Annotated in this window: 15 protein-coding genes; 5 read left to right on the forward strand and 10 right to left on the reverse strand. The window is 66.7% G+C overall.

The window, feature by feature from the left end; genetic code table 11:
* The first annotated feature begins 85 nt into the window (after positions 1–85).
* On the forward strand, positions 86–658 hold the full coding sequence (locus AB0L70_RS22810) for a hypothetical protein (RefSeq protein ID WP_363687203.1): 573 nt from the start codon (positions 86–88) through the stop codon (positions 656–658).
* Positions 659–736: 78 nt separating this feature from the next.
* Here AB0L70_RS22810 and pstB read toward each other — a convergent pair whose 3' ends face one another.
* The 7 genes from pstB to AB0L70_RS22845 all read right to left on the reverse strand — a co-directional run bounded on the left by pstB (position 737) and on the right by AB0L70_RS22845 (position 8,906).
* Positions 737–1,513, reverse strand: a complete 777-nt coding sequence (gene pstB, locus AB0L70_RS22815) for a phosphate ABC transporter ATP-binding protein PstB (RefSeq protein WP_363687205.1) — start codon at positions 1,511–1,513, stop codon at positions 737–739.
* Between the two features lie 20 nt (positions 1,514–1,533).
* Positions 1,534–2,454 (reverse strand): phosphate ABC transporter permease PstA, encoded by a 921-nt coding sequence (gene pstA, locus AB0L70_RS22820; RefSeq protein WP_363687207.1) that lies wholly within the window; start codon positions 2,452–2,454, stop codon positions 1,534–1,536.
* Entirely contained in the window at positions 2,451–3,500 is a 1,050-nt protein-coding gene (gene pstC / locus AB0L70_RS22825; RefSeq protein WP_363687429.1) for a phosphate ABC transporter permease subunit PstC, read from the reverse strand. Before pstC ends, pstA begins: the two co-directional genes overlap by 4 nt.
* A 373-nt stretch (positions 3,501–3,873) precedes the next feature.
* Positions 3,874–4,986, reverse strand: a complete 1,113-nt coding sequence (gene pstS / locus AB0L70_RS22830) for a phosphate ABC transporter substrate-binding protein PstS (protein WP_363687209.1) — start codon at positions 4,984–4,986, stop codon at positions 3,874–3,876.
* Positions 4,987–5,242: 256 nt separating this feature from the next.
* Positions 5,243–5,707 (reverse strand): bifunctional nuclease family protein, encoded by a 465-nt coding sequence (locus AB0L70_RS22835; protein WP_363687211.1) that lies wholly within the window; start codon positions 5,705–5,707, stop codon positions 5,243–5,245.
* A 151-nt stretch (positions 5,708–5,858) separates the two neighbouring features.
* Complete coding sequence (locus tag AB0L70_RS22840) at positions 5,859–6,737, reverse strand: NUDIX domain-containing protein (protein WP_363687213.1); 879 nt, start codon at positions 6,735–6,737, stop codon at positions 5,859–5,861.
* 9 nt (positions 6,738–6,746) lie between these two features.
* A complete protein-coding gene (locus AB0L70_RS22845; RefSeq protein ID WP_363687215.1) occupies positions 6,747–8,906 on the reverse strand; it encodes an RNA degradosome polyphosphate kinase in 2,160 nt (719 codons plus the stop codon).
* Between the two features lie 106 nt (positions 8,907–9,012).
* Here AB0L70_RS22845 and AB0L70_RS22850 point away from each other — a divergent pair, with 106 nt between their 5' ends.
* On the forward strand, positions 9,013–10,068 hold the full coding sequence (locus tag AB0L70_RS22850; RefSeq protein ID WP_363687217.1) for an alpha/beta hydrolase: 1,056 nt from the start codon (positions 9,013–9,015) through the stop codon (positions 10,066–10,068).
* Here the strand turns inward: AB0L70_RS22850 and AB0L70_RS22855 are convergent.
* The 3 genes from AB0L70_RS22855 to mshD form a co-directional block, all read right to left on the reverse strand.
* Complete coding sequence (locus AB0L70_RS22855; protein WP_363687219.1) at positions 10,065–10,631, reverse strand: hypothetical protein; 567 nt, start codon at positions 10,629–10,631, stop codon at positions 10,065–10,067. The two genes, AB0L70_RS22850 and AB0L70_RS22855, sit on opposite strands and share 4 nt — an antisense overlap.
* Positions 10,632–10,981: 350 nt before the next feature.
* Positions 10,982–11,593 carry a DUF6318 family protein gene (locus tag AB0L70_RS22860; protein WP_363687221.1) on the reverse strand — a complete coding sequence of 204 codons (612 nt, stop codon included), beginning with the start codon at positions 11,591–11,593 and terminating at the stop codon, positions 10,982–10,984.
* A gap of 168 nt (positions 11,594–11,761) precedes the next feature.
* Entirely contained in the window at positions 11,762–12,709 is a 948-nt protein-coding gene (gene mshD / locus AB0L70_RS22865; RefSeq protein ID WP_363687223.1) for a mycothiol synthase, read from the reverse strand.
* Between the two features lie 138 nt (positions 12,710–12,847).
* Between mshD and AB0L70_RS22870 the strand changes: the two genes are divergently transcribed.
* The 3 genes from AB0L70_RS22870 (at position 12,848) to AB0L70_RS22880 (ending at position 16,054) form a co-directional block, all read left to right on the forward strand.
* The gene (locus AB0L70_RS22870; RefSeq protein WP_363687226.1) at positions 12,848–14,626 is read left to right on the forward strand and encodes a bifunctional metallophosphatase/5'-nucleotidase; all 1,779 of its coding nucleotides are present in this window, start codon (positions 12,848–12,850) and stop codon (positions 14,624–14,626) included.
* 390 nt (positions 14,627–15,016) lie between these two features.
* Positions 15,017–15,679, forward strand: coding sequence for a phosphotransferase (locus AB0L70_RS22875; protein ID WP_363687228.1), 663 nt, complete (start codon positions 15,017–15,019; stop codon positions 15,677–15,679).
* Between the two features lie 66 nt (positions 15,680–15,745).
* Positions 15,746–16,054 carry a hypothetical protein gene (locus AB0L70_RS22880; protein ID WP_363687230.1) on the forward strand — a complete coding sequence of 103 codons (309 nt, stop codon included), beginning with the start codon at positions 15,746–15,748 and terminating at the stop codon, positions 16,052–16,054.
* The last annotated feature ends 51 nt before the right edge of the window (positions 16,055–16,105 follow it).

Below are 16,105 nucleotides of genomic sequence, written 5' to 3' on the forward strand. Positions count from 1 at the left end.
CGAGAATCCCCGGCAGGCTATCTTTTCCACAAGTTGCAGGTCACGCGTCCGCGCCGGGTCCCCGGAACACTCTAGGCTGACGCCCGTGACCGAAACCCCTCAGCCTGAGCCGACCCAGCACCTCCCGGCGCAGTACGAGCCGCCGGCGACTCCGACGTACGAGGCGGCTCCCGTGCCTCAGCCCGGGCCCTATGTCCCCCCACCCGGGTACGCCGCTCCGGGGCAGTACGCGCCGCCGCCCGGGCCGTACCAGCCGCCGGTCGGCGGACCGGCCCACCAGCCGCAATCCCTGCCCATGCAGGCATTGCCGACCGGACCGGTCCTGGTCACCGTCGGGGACATCTCGGTCGAGCAGCACCGGATCGTCACCCCGGCCGGCGTGCTGCCGACCCACGGGACGAACTGGTCGGCGATGGACATGTCGCGGACCGAGGAGAAGATCCCCGGCTGGGCGATCGTGCTGGCCATTATCTTCGCGCTGGCCTGCCTGCTCGGTCTGCTGTTCCTGCTCTGCAAGGAGCGCAAGACGACCGGCTTCGTCCAGATCACCGTGCAGAACGGCAACCGCACCCACAACACCCACGTCGGGGTGAGCTCACCGCGCGACGTCGCCGACACACTTGCCCGGGTCAACTTCGCCCGTACCCTCTGCGTCTGAACGGCTTCCGGCACCTACGCACCGGCCGCCGCGCCCCTGTCGGGTCACGGCGGCCGGTGCGTATCGGCGTACGGCGGATCAGCCGAAGCGGCCGGTGATGTAGTCCTCGGTCGCCTTCTCGCCCGGGTTCGAGAAGATCTGCTTGGTCGGCGCCATCTCGATCAGCCGGCCGGGCTTGCCGGTCGCGGCCAGGTTGAAGAAGGCGGTCTGGTCCGAGACGCGGGCCGCCTGCTGCATGTTGTGCGTGACGATGACGACGGTGAACTTGTCCTTCAGCTTCTCGATCAGGTCCTCGATCGCCAGCGTCGAGATCGGGTCGAGGGCCGAGCACGGCTCGTCCATCAGGATCACCTCGGGCTCGACCGCGATCGCGCGGGCGATGCAGAGCCGCTGCTGCTGACCACCGGACAGACCCGCGCCCGGCCGGTCGAGGCGGTCCTTGACCTCGTTCCACAGGTTCGCGCCGTGCAGGGACTGCTCGACCACCTCGGTGAGCTTCTTCTTGTCCTTCACGCCGTTCAGCTTCAGCCCGGACGCGACGTTGTCGAAGATCGACATGGTCGGGAACGGGTTCGGCCGCTGGAACACCATGCCGACCACCCGGCGGACCGCGACCGGGTCGATCCCGGACGCGTACAGGTCCTGCTGGTCCAGCAGCACCTTGCCCTCGACCCGGGCGCCGGGGATCACCTCGTGCATCCGGTTCAGGGTGCGCAGGTAGGTGGACTTGCCGCAGCCGGACGGGCCGATGAACGCGGTGACCGAGCGGGGCTCGATCGTCATCGACACATCCTCGACCGCCTTGAAATCGCCGTAGTAGACGTTGAGGCCGCTGACCTCGATGCGCTTAGCCATATCGACTCAGAACCTCTCGACTATTTCGACTTGATCGTGCTGAACCGGGCGATCAGCCTGGCCAGCACATTGAGGACAAGGACCAGCAGGATCAGCGTCAGTGCCGCCGCCCAGACCCGGTCGGCGGCGTTGGGCAGCGCCAGCTCGGTCCGGTCCTGGTTGATCATCGTCGGCAACGCGCCCTGGAATCCGGAGAACGGGTTCAGGTTGATGTTCTTCGAGTAGCCGACCAGGATCAGCAGCGGAGCGGTCTCACCCATCACCCGGGCCAGGCCGAGCATCACGCCGGTGATGATGCCGCCGAACGCGGTCGGCACGACCACCTTCAGGATCGTCTTCCACTTCGGCACCCCGAGCGCGTACGACGCTTCCCGTAACTCGTCGGGCACCAGTTTCAGCATCTCCTCCGTCGACCGCAGTACGACGGGAAGCATCAGCAGCACGAGCGCCAGCGAGACGGCGAAGCCGACCCGGTTCAGCCCGAGGATCGTGATCCAGACCGCGTAGATGAACAGAGCGGCGACGATCGAGGGGACACCGGTGAGGATGTCGATCATGAAGCTGACCACCCGGGCGGCCCGGGTGCCCTTGCCGTACTCGACCAGGTAGACCGCACCGAGGATGGCGATCGGCACCGCGATCACGGTGGTGATCAAGGACATGATCAGCGTGCCCATGATCGCGTGGTACGCGCCACCACCCGCACGGCGGACGGTGATACCGCGCTGCGACTGGCTCCACCAGTCCGCACTCAGCAGCAGGTGGTAACCCTTGCCGATGACGGTGATCAGGATCCACAGCAGCGGGATCATCGCGATCAGGAACGCCAGCACGATCAGCACGGTGGCCAGCGTGTTCTTGAAGGCCCGGCTGCCGGACTTCCCGGTCAGATCCAGAGCCTGACCGTCGTACGCCGGTTTGTTGGCGGCGATGGTGGTCATGACGTCGCTCCCCCTTCAGGTGCCGCGGCGGACGTGCTCGCAGTGCGCTTCCGGCGCGGATTCCGGCCGCCCGGGGCGCTGCGGTCGACGATGATCCGGGCCGCGGAGTTGACCAGGAACGTGACCACGAACAGCACCAGGCCGGCCGCGATGTAGGCGCCGGTCTTCTCCGGCGAGTCGAACTCGGCGGCGTTGTTGGCGATCTTCGACGCGAACGTCTCGCCACCGGCGAAGATCGAGGAGTTCCACGGGTCGTTGCCGTTCGGCACCGACAGGATGATCAGGACTGCGACGGTCTCACCGAGGGCACGACCGAGGCCGAGCATCGACGCGCTCACCACCCCGGAACGCCCGTACGGCAGGACCGCCAGCCGGATCATCTCCCAGCGGGTCGCGCCGAGCGCCAGTGCGCCCTCGCGGTGCGTGACCGGCGTCTGCGCGAAGATCTCGCGGCTGATCGCGGTGACGACCGGCAGGATCATGATCGCCAGCACCACCGAGGCGGTGAAGACCACGCCGACGTTGTCGCCCGGCGGCTTCTCGAACAACGGGATCCAGCCGAGTGCGGTGGACAGGCCGTTGATCACCGGGCGCAGGATCGGCGCGAAGAACAGGATGCCCCAGAGGCCGTAGATGATCGACGGGACGGCAGCCAGCAGGTCGACGGCGTACGCGACCGGCTGGGCCAGTCGACGCGGCGAGTAGTACGTGACGAACAGCGCGACCCCGATGGCGATCGGGACCGCGATCACCATCGCGATGATCGAGCTGATCACAGTGGTGTAGAAGAGCGCCGCGATACCGAACCGGGGGTTGTCGCCGCCGGGCTCCCAGATCCGGGAGAAGAGGAAGCTGCTCTTGTCGTCGGCCAGCGAGGGAATCGCCAGCGCCAGCAGGAAGATGCCGACGAACGCGACGATCAGGACCACCAGGCCGCCGGACCCACGGGCCAGGCCGCCGAACAGCCGGTCGCCGAGGTGACCGACCGGGCCGAGGTCGAGCTTCTTCCCATCGGCCTCTTCGGCCTGCGACGCCGTCTCGGCGATGAGCTCGGTCGTGACGCCGGACTCGGTCATGGTTTCGGTGGGGCTGTGCTGGGCGTGCTCCTCGGTCAGGTCCCCGAACCGCACCGCGGGCTCGGAGGACTCGTCGACGAGGTCTTCGATCCGGGGTGTTGCGTTGCTGCCTTCCGTGGCGGCCGGATCCGCCGTCCGGTCCTCGGCCGGGTCGGCGGCAGTGCCGTCCGGCCGGTCGGGCGGTTCCGTGCCGTCTGGACTACTCATCGATGGTGCTCCAAGCGCCTGGGTCGTGGTGTCACGTCTGGGTCTGACGAGGCGAAGCCCCGGCCGTCCTCCGATGACTCGGGGGACCGGCCGGGGCTCGCATCAGTACCGCTTCGTCGTCAGCTGGACGTCTGGATCAGCTGATCGTCTGGATCGCCGCGTCGACCTTGGTCCGGATCTCCTCCGGGAGCGGCGCGTAGTTCAGGTCGGTCAGCGACGCCTGGCCGTCCTTGCTCGCCATGTAGCTCAGGAACGACTTCACCAGCGCGGTCTTCTCGGCCGGGAGGCCCTTGGTGCAGGCGACCTCGTAGGTGACCAGGATGATCGGGTACGCACCCGCAGCCTTGGTCGCGTAGTCCAGCTTCAGCGCCAGGTCGCTACCGCTACCGGCCGGCTGCGCGGCGGCGAGCGCCTTGCCCGCGGACTCCGCGGATAGGTCGATCGGGGTGCCCGAGCCGTTGTCGATCTGCGCGATGCCGAGCTTGTTGTCGACCGCGTAGGACCACTCGACGTAGGTGATCGAGTTCTTGCTGCTCTTCACGCCCTCGGCGACACCCGCGGACTTCTCCTTGCCGGCGCCGGTGCCGGTCCACTTCTTGGCCGGCTCACCGGTCCACGCGCCACCGCCGGAGGCCTTCAGGTACTTGGCGAAGTTCTCCGTGGTGCCGGACTCGTCGGAGCGGAAGAACACCGAGATCGGGGCCGACGGCAGGCTCACGCCGGAGTTCAGCTTGGCGATCGCCGGGTCGTTCCAGGTCTTGATGGTGCCCTGGAAGATCTTCGCCGCGGTCGGGCCGTCGAGGACCAGCTTGTCCACGCCGTCGACGTTGTAGGCGATCGCGATCGGGCCGATCACCATCGGCAGGTCGATCGCCGCGTTGTTCGCGCAGCGCTTCGTGGCCGCGGTCATCTCGTCGGGCTTCAGCGCCGAGTCGGAGCCGGCGAAGTCGACCTGGGCCGCGTTGAACTGCTTGATACCCGCACCGGATCCGGTCGGGTTGTAGTTCACCGTGACGTCGGCGCACTTCTCGTTGTACTTGCTGATGACTTCGTCGATGGCGTTCTTCTGCGCCGAGGAACCCTCGGCGTTCAGGGTGCCCTGCGGGCACTCGGCACCGGCGGACGACTCCGAGGTGCCGGGGCTCGATGAACCGGACGGCTCCGGGTCACTGCCACAGGCGCTCAGAGCGAGGACGCCGAGGGATGCCACGGCGACAGAGCCGACGCGGAGCAGGCGATTGACGGACACGAGAGTGTTGCCCTTCTGCGGGAATCAGACTTCTGAACTTCCACAGACGGTAGGGAGAGCAGGTGACCGACCGGTCCGTCGCCGGTGAACGACCGGTGAACGGTTCCAATAGCGTGTGCGACGACTGGCGTGCCGCCAGGCGGCCAACAGGTGAACTCAGTTAAGAGGCGTGACTCTCGGTGTTCACAACTGTGTATTCACTCACATTCCGGTGACGCTCAGCGCATAGTTGAGGTGAACACCAGGCGCCGTGACGTCAGCTGGAGAAGTCTTCGGGGGCTACTCCGTCGAGGAACTTGCGGAAGCGTTCCAGCTCGGCCTGTTCTTCTTCAGGGGTGGCGATGCCGGCCTCGAGGAGGACCTGTTCGGTGCAGCGGATCGGCGTACCGAGGCGGACTGCCAGGGCGACCGAGTCGCTCGGGCGGGCCGAGACCCGGACACCGTTGGCGAGCACGAGTTCGGCGTAGAAGACGGCGTCGCGCAGTTCGACGATCTCGACGGCCTCGATATGGACGTCGAAGGCCTGGATCAGATCGCGCATCAGGTCATGGGTGAGCGGTCGCGACGGCCGTAGGCCCTGCTCCTCGTACGCGATCGCGGTCGCCTCGACCGAGCCGATCGAGATCGGCAGGTAGCGGTAGCCCTCGGTCTCGCGCAGCATCATCACCGGGGCCCGGTTGGGCGATTCCATCCGGATCCCGATCAGTGTCAGTTCTCGCATCATCGTCATGGTGCGCCCGAACCTCTCCTCAGACCCGCGCCCGGTGGGACGCCGGGTTCCTCGGGTAGGAACATACCCGCCACCTCCAGTGTCACCCGGACACCCCACTGGCTGTGCCTGGATCGTCACCGACCCGTGCTTGTTACGCGTCCTAAGAGGCGCCGAAACGCTCGTGGACGAGACGGCCGTCACCCAGTCGATGCGCGACCAGGAACGAACCGGTCGAGAACTTGCCCACCTTGAGCCCCAGCTCTCGCGCCAGCGCGGGCAGCACCGGCCGGTGCGAGCACACCACTGTCACCCTGCCCGGTGCCCAGGCCCGCTCGGACAGACCACGCAGGCCGTCCGGATCCGCGTCATACCCACGCTCGGAGATCTCCGGCCAGAGGTGGATGTGCCGGTTGATGGAGGAGGCGTACGGCGTGATTGTTGCCACGCACCGCTCTGCGTCGCTGCTGATCAGCCGGTTCGCGCCAAGTGCAGCCAGTACGCCGGTCAGTCGCTCGGAGACCGCCGTACCTGCGTTGTTGAGCGGGCGGACCGTGTCCTTGCCGTCCCAGTCCTTCCGCTTGATCGCCTCAGCGTGCCGCACCAGCACGAGCGTCGAGCTGACCGAGACAGCCGGCTCCAAGGCGTCCAGGATGTCTACATCGCGTGGATAGCTCAGCCTCGAGCGCGCCTTGTCCACTGACAACCAGGCGATCTCGTCGACCTCGTCGTTAGGTTCGAAGCCGCTGTCGTCGGTCGGCGTCGCGGACCAGTAGTGCACGAGCTTCTGCGCGGTGCTGCCGTTCCGGCGGACCGGATAGCGCTGCACACCGAGCGGCGGGCCGAGGAGGACGTGCTGCCCGGTCTCTTCCTCGATCTCGCGGCGCGCGGCGAGCAGGATGTGCTCGTGCGCGGTCAGCTTGCCTTTGGGCAGGGACCAGTCGTCGTACCGGGGCCGGTGCACCAACAGCACCTGCCGTGTCCCGCGGCGCTCGCGCCACACGACACCACCCGCGGCGATGACGGTCGCCGGGTTGCTCATGGAATCACCCTACGTAATGGGGTCCGCTGTCCTACGTCGACCCAGCGTTGCGATGAGTCTTTCCTGCAGGTCGCGCAGCGGCTCTCCGTCCGGTCCGGTCAGCATCGGCTGCCAGGTGTCGTCGGCCTGCAGCCACCACGAGCCCGTGCCGTCGTCCATGGCCTGGGCGAACAGATCGCTCAGCTCAGTGACGTGATCCGGCTCCTTCAACTGCACCAGCACCTCGACCCGGCGGTCCAGGTTCCGGTGCATCAGGTCGGCCGAACCGATCCACACCTCCGGCTCACCGCCGTTCTCGAACCAGAACACCCGGCTGTGCTCGAGGAACCGGCCCAGGATGCTGCGGACCCGGATGTTCTCGGACAGGCCCGGGACACCCGGGCGGAGGGTGCAGATGCCACGGATCCACAGGTCCACGGGTACGCCGGCCTGTGAGGCCCGGTAGAGCGCGTCACACAGGGCCTCGTCGACCAGGCTGTTCACCTTGATCTGGACCCGGGCCGGGCGGCCGGCGAGGTGGTGCTCGACCTCACGGTCGATCCGCTCGACAAGACCTCGCCGTACGGACTGGGGTGCGACCAGGATCCGCCGGTAGCCGGCGCTGCGGCCGAATCCGGAAAGGTGGTTGAACAGCAGGGCGACGTCCTCGGTGACCACCTTGTCGCTGGTGAGCAGGCCGAGGTCCTCGTACAGGCGGGCGGTCTTGGGGTGGTAGTTGCCGGTGCCGATGTGTGCGTAGCGGCGAAGGCCGTCGGGTTCGTCACGGACGACCATCGACAACTTGCTGTGCGTCTTGAGGCCGATCACGCCGTATACGACGTGGCAACCGGCGTGCTCGAGTTGGCGGGCCCACTTGATGTTGGCCTGCTCGTCGAAGCGGGCCTGGATCTCGACCAGGACCAGCACCTGCTTGCCGGCCTCGGCGGCGTCGATCAGCGCGTCCACGATCGGTGAGTCACCGGACGTCCGGTACAGCGTCTGCTTGATCGCCAGCACGTGCGGATCGGCCGCGGCCTGGTCGATGAACCGCTGCACGCTCGTCGAGAACGAGTCGTACGGGTGGTGGACCAGGACGTCGCGCTGCTTGAGCGCATAGAACATGTCCGCGGGATTGGCCGTCTCGACCTCGGACAGGTGCGGGTGCGTCGACGGCACGAACGCCGGGTACTTCAGCTCGGCGCGGTCCAGGCTGGCGATCGTGAACAGGCCACGGAGGTCCAGCGGGCCGGGCAGCTCGAACACCTCGGACTCGGTGACGCCCAGCTCGGACAGCAGCAGGGCCTTCACCTGCGGGTCGATCGACTCCTCGACCTCGAGCCGGACCGGTGGACCGAACCGGCGGCGCAGCAGCTCCTTCTCGAGCGCGGCCAGCAGGTTCTCGGCGTCGTCCTCTTCGACCTCGAGGTCCTCGTTACGGGTGACTCGGAAGGTGTGGTGCTGGGTCACCTCCATGCCGGGGAAGAGCTGGCCGAGATGGGTGGCGATGACGTCCTCGAGCGGGACGAAGCGGCCGTCGGCCACCTTGACGAACCGGGGCAGCAGCGGCGGCACCTTGACCCGGGCGAAGTGCTCGCCGCCGGTGTCGGGGTTGCGGACCACGACGGCCAGGTTGAGGCTCAGGCCGGAGATATAGGGGAACGGGTGGGACGGGTCGACGGCAAGCGGGGTCAGCACCGGGAAGACCCGCTCGCGGAAGAACCGCGTCATCTCTTCGCGCTCGGAGTGCTCGAGCTCGTCCCAGCGCAGGATGTCGATGCCCTGCTCGGTGAGGGCCGGCTGGACCACCTTCCGCCAGGTCTCCGCCTGCCGGTCCATCAACTCGCGGCTGCGGGCCAGGCTGCGGTCGAGCACCTCGCGGGGGAGCAGGCCGCTGGCCGCCCGGACGGCGACGCCGGCCGCGATCCGTCGCTTCAGGCCGGCGACCCGGACCATGTAGAACTCGTCCAGGTTGCTGGCGAAGATGGCGAGGAATTTGGCCCGCTCCAACAGCGGGATCCGGTCGTTCTCGGCCAGTTCGAGGACACGCTGGTTGAACGCGAGCCAGCTCAGCTCGCGGTCCGAGAATCGGTCCGCCGGAAGGTCGCCGGCCGCCGCGATGTCGTACGGCGGTTCGACGTCGTACTCCCGGTTGTGGGACGCCAGCAAGTCTCCAGCCACGTTGTCCAGCATCCCATCCTTTGGTGAACGGGAGGTAGCCGTCCGCGCGTTGACGAATGTGACGTATCCGTTGCCTCGGCAGTGGTATCTGTCCGCCCTGTTGCTAGCGTCACTCCTTGTGAACCCACGACTGGACTCGGTGCTCCGAGGCGCGGTGACCGCCGTACAGGCGAACGCCCTGACCCCGCTGTACGCCTTGCCCGTTGCCGTCCGGCGCCGGTTGGCCGGTACGCCGATCACGATCGACGGCAACACGCTCGACCCCGAGGTGCAACTGCTGCTCCGGGCGGAAGGGTTGTTGCCGAGCGCAATAAAGTCCGACGTGGAGACGGCTCGGGCGCACCTGCGGACGTTGTGCCGGCTGGTCGCTGGGTCGCCGACCGAGCTACAGCGCGTGACCGAACTCACCGTGCGCGGCGCTGATGGTCAGCTGGGAGCCCGGCTGTACGTCCCGCGGGATGCCGGGCGTGGTCTGCTGGTCTTCTTCCACGGCGGTGGATGGGTTGTGGGGGATCTCGATACCCACGACTGCCTCTGCCGGGCTCTGGCCGCGGATGCGGGCATTCGGGTGCTGTCGGTCGACTACCGTCTCGCTCCCGAGGCACCCGCGCCCACTGCGGCCGAGGATGCGATCGCTGCCTTCAGTTGGGCGGTCGAGCATGCTGAGGACCTTGGGGTCGACCCCGCGCTCGTCGCGGTCGGCGGCGACAGCGCCGGTGGGAACCTGGCCGCGGTCGTCGCTCAGCAGTGCGTACGCCGGGGTCTTCCGCTACCTGCTCTGCAGGTCCTGCTCTACCCGGGCCTCGACCTGGTCGCTCGCCGGCCCAGCCGGGACCTGTTCTCCGAGGGCTTCATCATCACCGAGGCCGACATCATCTGGTACCGGGACCACTACACCCCCGACCCCGAACTCCGCCCCGACCCGATCGTCTCCCCACTCCGCGCGGACGACCTGACCGGCCTCCCGCCGACGTACCTGTCCACCGCCGGCTTCGACCCCCTCCGAGACGAAGGCCACGAATACGCCGAGGCCCTACGCGCCGCCGGCAACCCCCTGACCCACGCCCACCACCCCACCCTCCCCCACGGCCACGCCAACCTACTAACCCTCCCCGGCGCCGTAAAAGAAGCCCAAACCCACCTAACCAACCACCTACACTCGGTGCTCCATTAGCGAGGCGGATCCACCAACACCGCCACAGCCTCCCGAACCAACAACGCAGTAGCCGGACCTGTAATCGGGACAGTCCCGTTCACGTACTGCCAGCCGGTATTGGCGACGTTGAACCGAGCTGCATAGTTGGTAGTCACGGTGAGCTTGACGGCACCGCGCTTCATGTACTTGTGGGTGATGTCCTTTGCGGGGTACGGCCGACCTGGCGTGCTGGTAGTCACTGCTGGAGTCCCGTCCCCGAACCTCCAGCTGTAACTGATCGGCGTAGCCTCGACCACCACCGGAAACCCCAGCAACGTAACGGTGGTCGTCGAAATCTTGCTGTCGTCCGTGTAGGCGATGGTCTCGTAGTTGACCAACGTCCGCCCATCAGGCTGCACTTTCACGCGCAATCCCGGAAAAACCACACTCTTCGTCTCCGCCAAGACCTGCTCCCACGTCACGTCCTGCGGTCGAGGCAGAACCACCCGCGGAGGCAACGTCCGCCGCGTCAGTTGGGTCTTCTCGGGAATGTCTGGTGGATCCGGCTCGCAGGTATTGGGCCCGAGTACCTTGCCTTCCATCTCCGTCGGCTTACAACCAGCCGCGTGGAGGCGGAAGGGCCGCCGCGCGTCGGTCTGCGGGTCCGCGACCGTCTTACCTGTACGCGGTCGGCGATTGGTCTTCCCGTAACTCGATCCGCGTTCCGGCGGCGGATCCGTGTGCTCACGTGCTTTCTGGAGCCGACGCTGAGCTGCCGTCAGAGTCACCCCATGCTTTCCTGACCTGCCGCCGACCACAGGCGGTGCTGTGGCAACCGCGGCAGGTGCTGTGCGGGTCACGACAGCCACACCGACCGCGTAGCTGGTCCCAACGACAGTTGCACCAGCGAGCATCGTGGCTGCAAGCGGTGGGATCAGCCAGCCATTGCGGGTCATTCGTTGATTTCCAACTCGTACATGACCCAGTTGTTGTCTTGCGTCGACAAGGTGAAGTTCATAACCGCGGAGGCCTTCGGCCGGGTAACAGGCTTGGCGGAGGGCGTCGGTATTTCCACGTACGTCCCGGTTTGAAGCTCGGCTGAACCGGAGGCCTTGCCGCCATTTCCGAGGGCGATCTGGCTGACAGAGGTCAGCTTGTCCAGATAGTCGCCACTGAGGCCACCGTTTGATCCGTTGGAGAACTTCACAAAGTCGCTGATCGCCTTGCAGCCGATACAGCCCTTGTCGCTTTCGGCCATGAAGTTCTGCGCGTCGCCTGTCGCGTAGGCGTAGTTCTGCAGAGAGACGTAGTACGCAACGAACTTCTCCGCTGCTGCGAGGGTCACTCCCGTTGCTTCGACAGGCCGGGTGGGTGGTGCCGATGGGATCGAATTCGATGTAGGCGTGCTGGTGGCGGGCGCATTGGTAGGTGCGCTCGACGAAGCCGGTGGAGGTGCGGTGTTGGGGTGGCCGGCCTCGGGGCTGGGTGAGGTGCAGGCGGTTAGGGCTGTGGTGATGGTTAGGCAGGTCAGTAGGGCGGCGGCTGGCCTGTTGCGGTTAGTCACCTGTGTCACCTCTCCGTAGTCGACACAGATCGTAGTTGGGGGAGGGAGCGGGCGGGGAGGGCAGATGTGCGGGCTGTGGATAAGTGGTTGGGGCCAGGAGCCGGCCGGCTGGGGGGTTTGATTGCTCGGTCGGCTCCTGGTTGATGATGGGACGGGTGGGGAGCGGGATTATGACGCGGGGTGAGCGGACGATTTCGTTGTGATGTCATTCACAGGTGCGTACTGGACGTCCAGAGCCGCCGTGGTGAAGCCGAGGGTCGTGTACAGGTGGCGGGCTGCCGTGTTGGTGCCGTCCACATAAAGGACGACTGTGTCCAGGTCGCGCTCGTCCTGGAGGTGATGGAGGCCCTGCAGGGTCAGCGCCTTGCCCAATCCGCTGCCCTGGTACTTGGGTGACACACCCACCACATAGACCTCCCCGACACCGTCCTCGACCTTCGTCCAGTGGAACCCGGCCACTGCTCCGCTGCTCGAATCCACAGCCAGGAAGAACCCATTCGGGTCGAACCACTCCTGCTGCAACCGTTCCGCCAGATCAGCCGCCGTCCAGTTGCCCTGCTCAGGGTGGTCAGCAAACGCCTGCCCGTTGACCTCCAGCCAGGCCGCATCGTCCTGCCCAGGCACAAACGCCCGTACGTCGATCCCCTCGGGCCACACCGCCTCCGGAAGTGCAGCCCTGGTACGCCGGAGGAAGTAAAGCTCCCGTGTGACCTCAAGCCCCAGTCGCTGAGCCAGTTCGTCGGAGCCAGGTAGCCGTCCGTGGGCCCACACCCGCGTCCGGCTCTCACCGTGATCCAGCAGCATGCGGAGGAGCGCCGTACCCGTGCCTTGCCGTCTGGCCGACGGTGCGACCACCAACTCGGCCGAGCCGTCTGGCGCGAGAGCGCCGTACCCGATCAGGTTTCGGGCGCTCTGGAGGCCGGAGGGCTCGATCGTGCCCGGTTCGCCGTCGTACGCGAGGACGTGGACGTAGCCGGGGTGTTCGCCGTCGAGGTGGAGCAGGGTTCGCTCGGAGAGGGGATTCACGCCGTCGCTGTGTGCTGCGGTGCGGGCGAGTTCCGTGACGGCGGCGGCGGTGGCCGAGGGCAACGGTGAGGGTACGGCTTCGAGAGTCACATGAATACCGTAAAAGGTCGGGGTCAGTTCATGCTCAGGTCCTTCTGCAGGTCGCGCCGGGTCGGGTAATTTTCGCGGCACCGCGGATCTTTTCGCGGGACCGCTACCCGCGGTGACCGCCACGACGACGGAGTAGACATGGCCCTGACAGGACGAGAGAAGACGCGGTTGGGGGGACGGCGGGCCCTCGGCCTGGTCGCAGCCGGGACGGCCGCCGTGCTCGCCATGGCCACGGGGGGAACCGTGACCCAGGCAGCGCCGGCGAAGCCCAAGCCGACGCACACACAGATCCAGTTGCTCGCCATCAACGACTTCCACGGAAACCTGGAGCCGGCGACGGGTTCGGGCGGCAACATCAACGGCATCCCGGCGGGCGGCGCGGCGTACCTCGCGACCCACCTGAAGGACATGCGTGCGGCCGCCGCGGCCAAGGGGCAGGACTCCGTCACGGTCGCCGCGGGTGACCTGATCGGTGCCTCGCCGCTGCTGTCGGCCGCGTTCCACGACGAGCCGACGATCGAGGCGCTGAGCGGCATGGGCCTGGAGGCCGCCTCCGTGGGCAACCACGAGTTCGACGAAGGGTGGCACGAGCTGCTCCGCATGCAGACCGGTGGCTGCCTGCCGGACGGCGACGGGCAGAACAACCAGAACTCCTGCCCGGACGCGAAGCACCCGTTCAAGGGCGCCAAGTTCAAGTACCTCTCCGCGAACGTGTTCTTCGAGAACACGCAGAAGACGCTGTTCGCGCCGTACACGATCAAGACCTTCGACGACGGCCGCAAGGTCGGGTTCATCGGCATGACGCTGGAGAACACGCCGAACATCGTGACCAAGTCCGGGGTCGAAGGGTTGACCTTCAAGGACGAGGTCGAGACGGCCAACGCGCTGGTCCCGGTCCTGAAGAAGAAGGGCGTGAACTCGATCGTCGTGCTGCTGCACGAAGGCGGCTTCCCGGCCGACCCGAAGGCGTACAACAGCTGCCCGGGCATCTCCGGTCCGGTCGTCGACATCAACGCGGGCCTGTCCCCGGACATCGACGCGATCATCTCCGGCCACACCCACCAGGCGTACAACTGCTCCCTGCTGGACAGCGCCAAGCAGCCGCGGCTCGTCACCAGCGCGTCGTCGTTCGGCCGGCTGGTCACCGAGGTTCGGTTGAGCATCAACAACGCGACCAACGACGTCGACCGGGTGAACACGATCGCGAACAACCAGATCATCACCCAGGACGTGCCGCAGGACCGCAAGACCAGCGAACTGGTCGCCAAGTACAAGCAGTTGGTGGCCCCGATCGAGAACAAGGTGATCGGTCACATCACCACACCGTCGATCGTGCGCACCAACGACGACTCCCTCGAGTCGCCGCTGGGCAACCTGATCGCGGACGCGCAGCTGGCTGATCCGTCTGCCGTGACGGACGGGAAGACACCGGTCGCAGCGTTCATGAACCCGGGCGGTATCCGGGCCGACCTCGCGTCGAACAACGGTGAGGTCACCTTCGGGCAGGCGTTCACCGTGCAGCCGTTCAACAACTTCCTGGTCTCGATGGACATGACCGGGACGCAGATCAAGGCCCTGCTGGAGCAGCAGTTCTCCGGGGTGAACGGTCCGGAAGCCGCGAAGTACAAGGTGCTCCAGGTCGCCGGCATCACCTACACCTGGAACCCGGCCGCCGCGGCGGGTTCGAAGGTGGTGGCGGGGTCGATCAAGATCGGCGGGCAGCCGCTGGTGGACGCGACGTCATACCGCATCGTCACGAACAACTTCCTCTCCGATGGTGGTGACGGCTTCCCGGCCTTCACCACGGCGACGAACAAGTTCTTCGGCGGGCTCGACATCGACGCTTTCGCCAAGTACCTGACCGCTCACGACCCCTACAGCCCAGTCCCAACGGACCGCATCTCCATCGGTTCCTGAGCAAAGCCGGTACGCCGTCATCCGGCGGCGTACCGGCTCCCCAGGAAACCGTGATGCTCCATCGATCGTGACTGTCTAGGGTTGCCGGACTGCCCGCTCGTCGATGGGACTCCGAACCGTGCCGCTGTTGGACGACGTCGTGCACGAACACCTCCGGCTGCTGGGTTATCCGGATGCCGAGCGGATCGGTCTCGGGATGCAGGGCGCCGTGTTCCGGGTAGGTGGCGAGAAGATCGCGAAGGTCTGGTTCCATGCGGGCGAGGAGAACCTCCGACGCCTCGGTGAACTGTTCGCCGCGATCGATGGCCAGTTGCCGTATCGCACTCCGTTGATCCTCGAGCTCCGGCGGCCGGGGCAGTTCTGGGTGACTGTCGAGGCCGACCTGCCGGGATGCCGCTGTACTCGGCGGCTCCGGCCTTTGGATCGCAGGAGTGGGGTCGTACGCGCGACTGCGTCGTCGAGGTCCTCGGTGAGCTGGCGCAGGTCAAGGTGCCGGCGGTGCTGCGGCAGATGACTGTTCTGGACGAGGAGCGGCCGTTCAGACCCGCCGGGGTGTCGTGGACCTATGCCCTGACGGGCCTGGTGAATCGCAGGGTCGAGCGGTTCGGTGATGGGCTCCGCCGCGTGGTTGACGACTTCGACGCGAAGATCGCCAAGCTTCTGGTCCTGTTGTCGGCGATCAAGGAGCCCGACGATCGGCTGGTGCACGGTGACGTGACCGCGGGCAACATCCTGGTCGACGAAGAGCTTCGACCGGTCACACTGCTCGACTTCGGGATGCTCACCATGCCTGGTGATCCGGCGTTCGACGCTGCCGCGGCGGGCAGCCTGAACGAGCTCTGGTCACCTCGGGTCCGAGAGGTCGAGGCGGCGTTCGACGAAGCGATGGTCAGTCGGCTCGGGTACGACGCCGAACAGTTGGCGCTGTACCGGTGTATTCACTCGCTTTTGATCGGCAATGCGCATGACGAGGACCCGTACGAGCGGGACTCCGGCGTGCTGCTCGTCGGGCCGTTGTTCAACAGCCCGGCGGTCGTCGCATTGCTTGGCTGAGTGGGCTTTCGTGTTCCGGGAACAAGGTGGTACCTTGCGTGTTCGGTCTTTCACGGAAGGTGACCGATGGCGCACGTTGCTCCGACTTCGCATCGCCGAGCGGCTCGTAGGTCGCATCGCGGGCATCGCAGTGATGACGGACCTCTCCAGCTCAGCACCTGGCTCGGGCTGACGTTTGCTTTCATCGTCGGGCTGGTCCTGACGGCGCAGGCCCATGTCGGTGTCCACGCGGCCGGAGTCACGCTGCTGGTGATGCTGGTGCCGCTGACGGTGGCGGTGTTCGTCACGGCGTTCCGGCGCGGGTTCGGGTCCGGGCCGGCCGCGCTGACCACGGCCGCGGCGCTCGCCTTCGTGCTGCTGAAGTTCTTCCTCTAATGGGAGATCAGCCGACGCGTAAGCGGAGATCAGCCGCTGTATTAGCGGGAG

Source organism: Kribbella sp. NPDC051952 (genome assembly GCF_040680855.1).
GTDB lineage: Bacteria > Actinomycetota > Actinomycetes > Propionibacteriales > Kribbellaceae > Kribbella.

What these genes read in the sequence shown, in the direction of transcription:
- pstA (WP_363687207.1), bottom strand. Translation starts at nt 2,454, where the DNA reads ATGACCACCATCGCCGCCAACAAACCGGCGTACGACGGTCAGGCTCTG.
- AB0L70_RS22840 (WP_363687213.1), bottom strand. Translation starts at nt 6,737, where the DNA reads ATGAGCAACCCGGCGACCGTCATCGCCGCGGGTGGTGTCGTGTGGCGC.
- AB0L70_RS22875 (WP_363687228.1), top strand. Translation starts at nt 15,017, where the DNA reads ATGCCGCTGTACTCGGCGGCTCCGGCCTTTGGATCGCAGGAGTGGGGT.
- pstB (WP_363687205.1), bottom strand. Translation starts at nt 1,513, where the DNA reads ATGGCTAAGCGCATCGAGGTCAGCGGCCTCAACGTCTACTACGGCGAT.
- AB0L70_RS22880 (WP_363687230.1), top strand. Translation starts at nt 15,746, where the DNA reads ATGGCGCACGTTGCTCCGACTTCGCATCGCCGAGCGGCTCGTAGGTCG.
- AB0L70_RS22845 (WP_363687215.1), bottom strand. Translation starts at nt 8,906, where the DNA reads ATGCTGGACAACGTGGCTGGAGACTTGCTGGCGTCCCACAACCGGGAG.
- AB0L70_RS22855 (WP_363687219.1), bottom strand. Translation starts at nt 10,631, where the DNA reads ATGGAAGGCAAGGTACTCGGGCCCAATACCTGCGAGCCGGATCCACCA.
- AB0L70_RS22835 (WP_363687211.1), bottom strand. Translation starts at nt 5,707, where the DNA reads ATGCGAGAACTGACACTGATCGGGATCCGGATGGAATCGCCCAACCGG.
- AB0L70_RS22870 (WP_363687226.1), top strand. Translation starts at nt 12,848, where the DNA reads ATGGCCCTGACAGGACGAGAGAAGACGCGGTTGGGGGGACGGCGGGCC.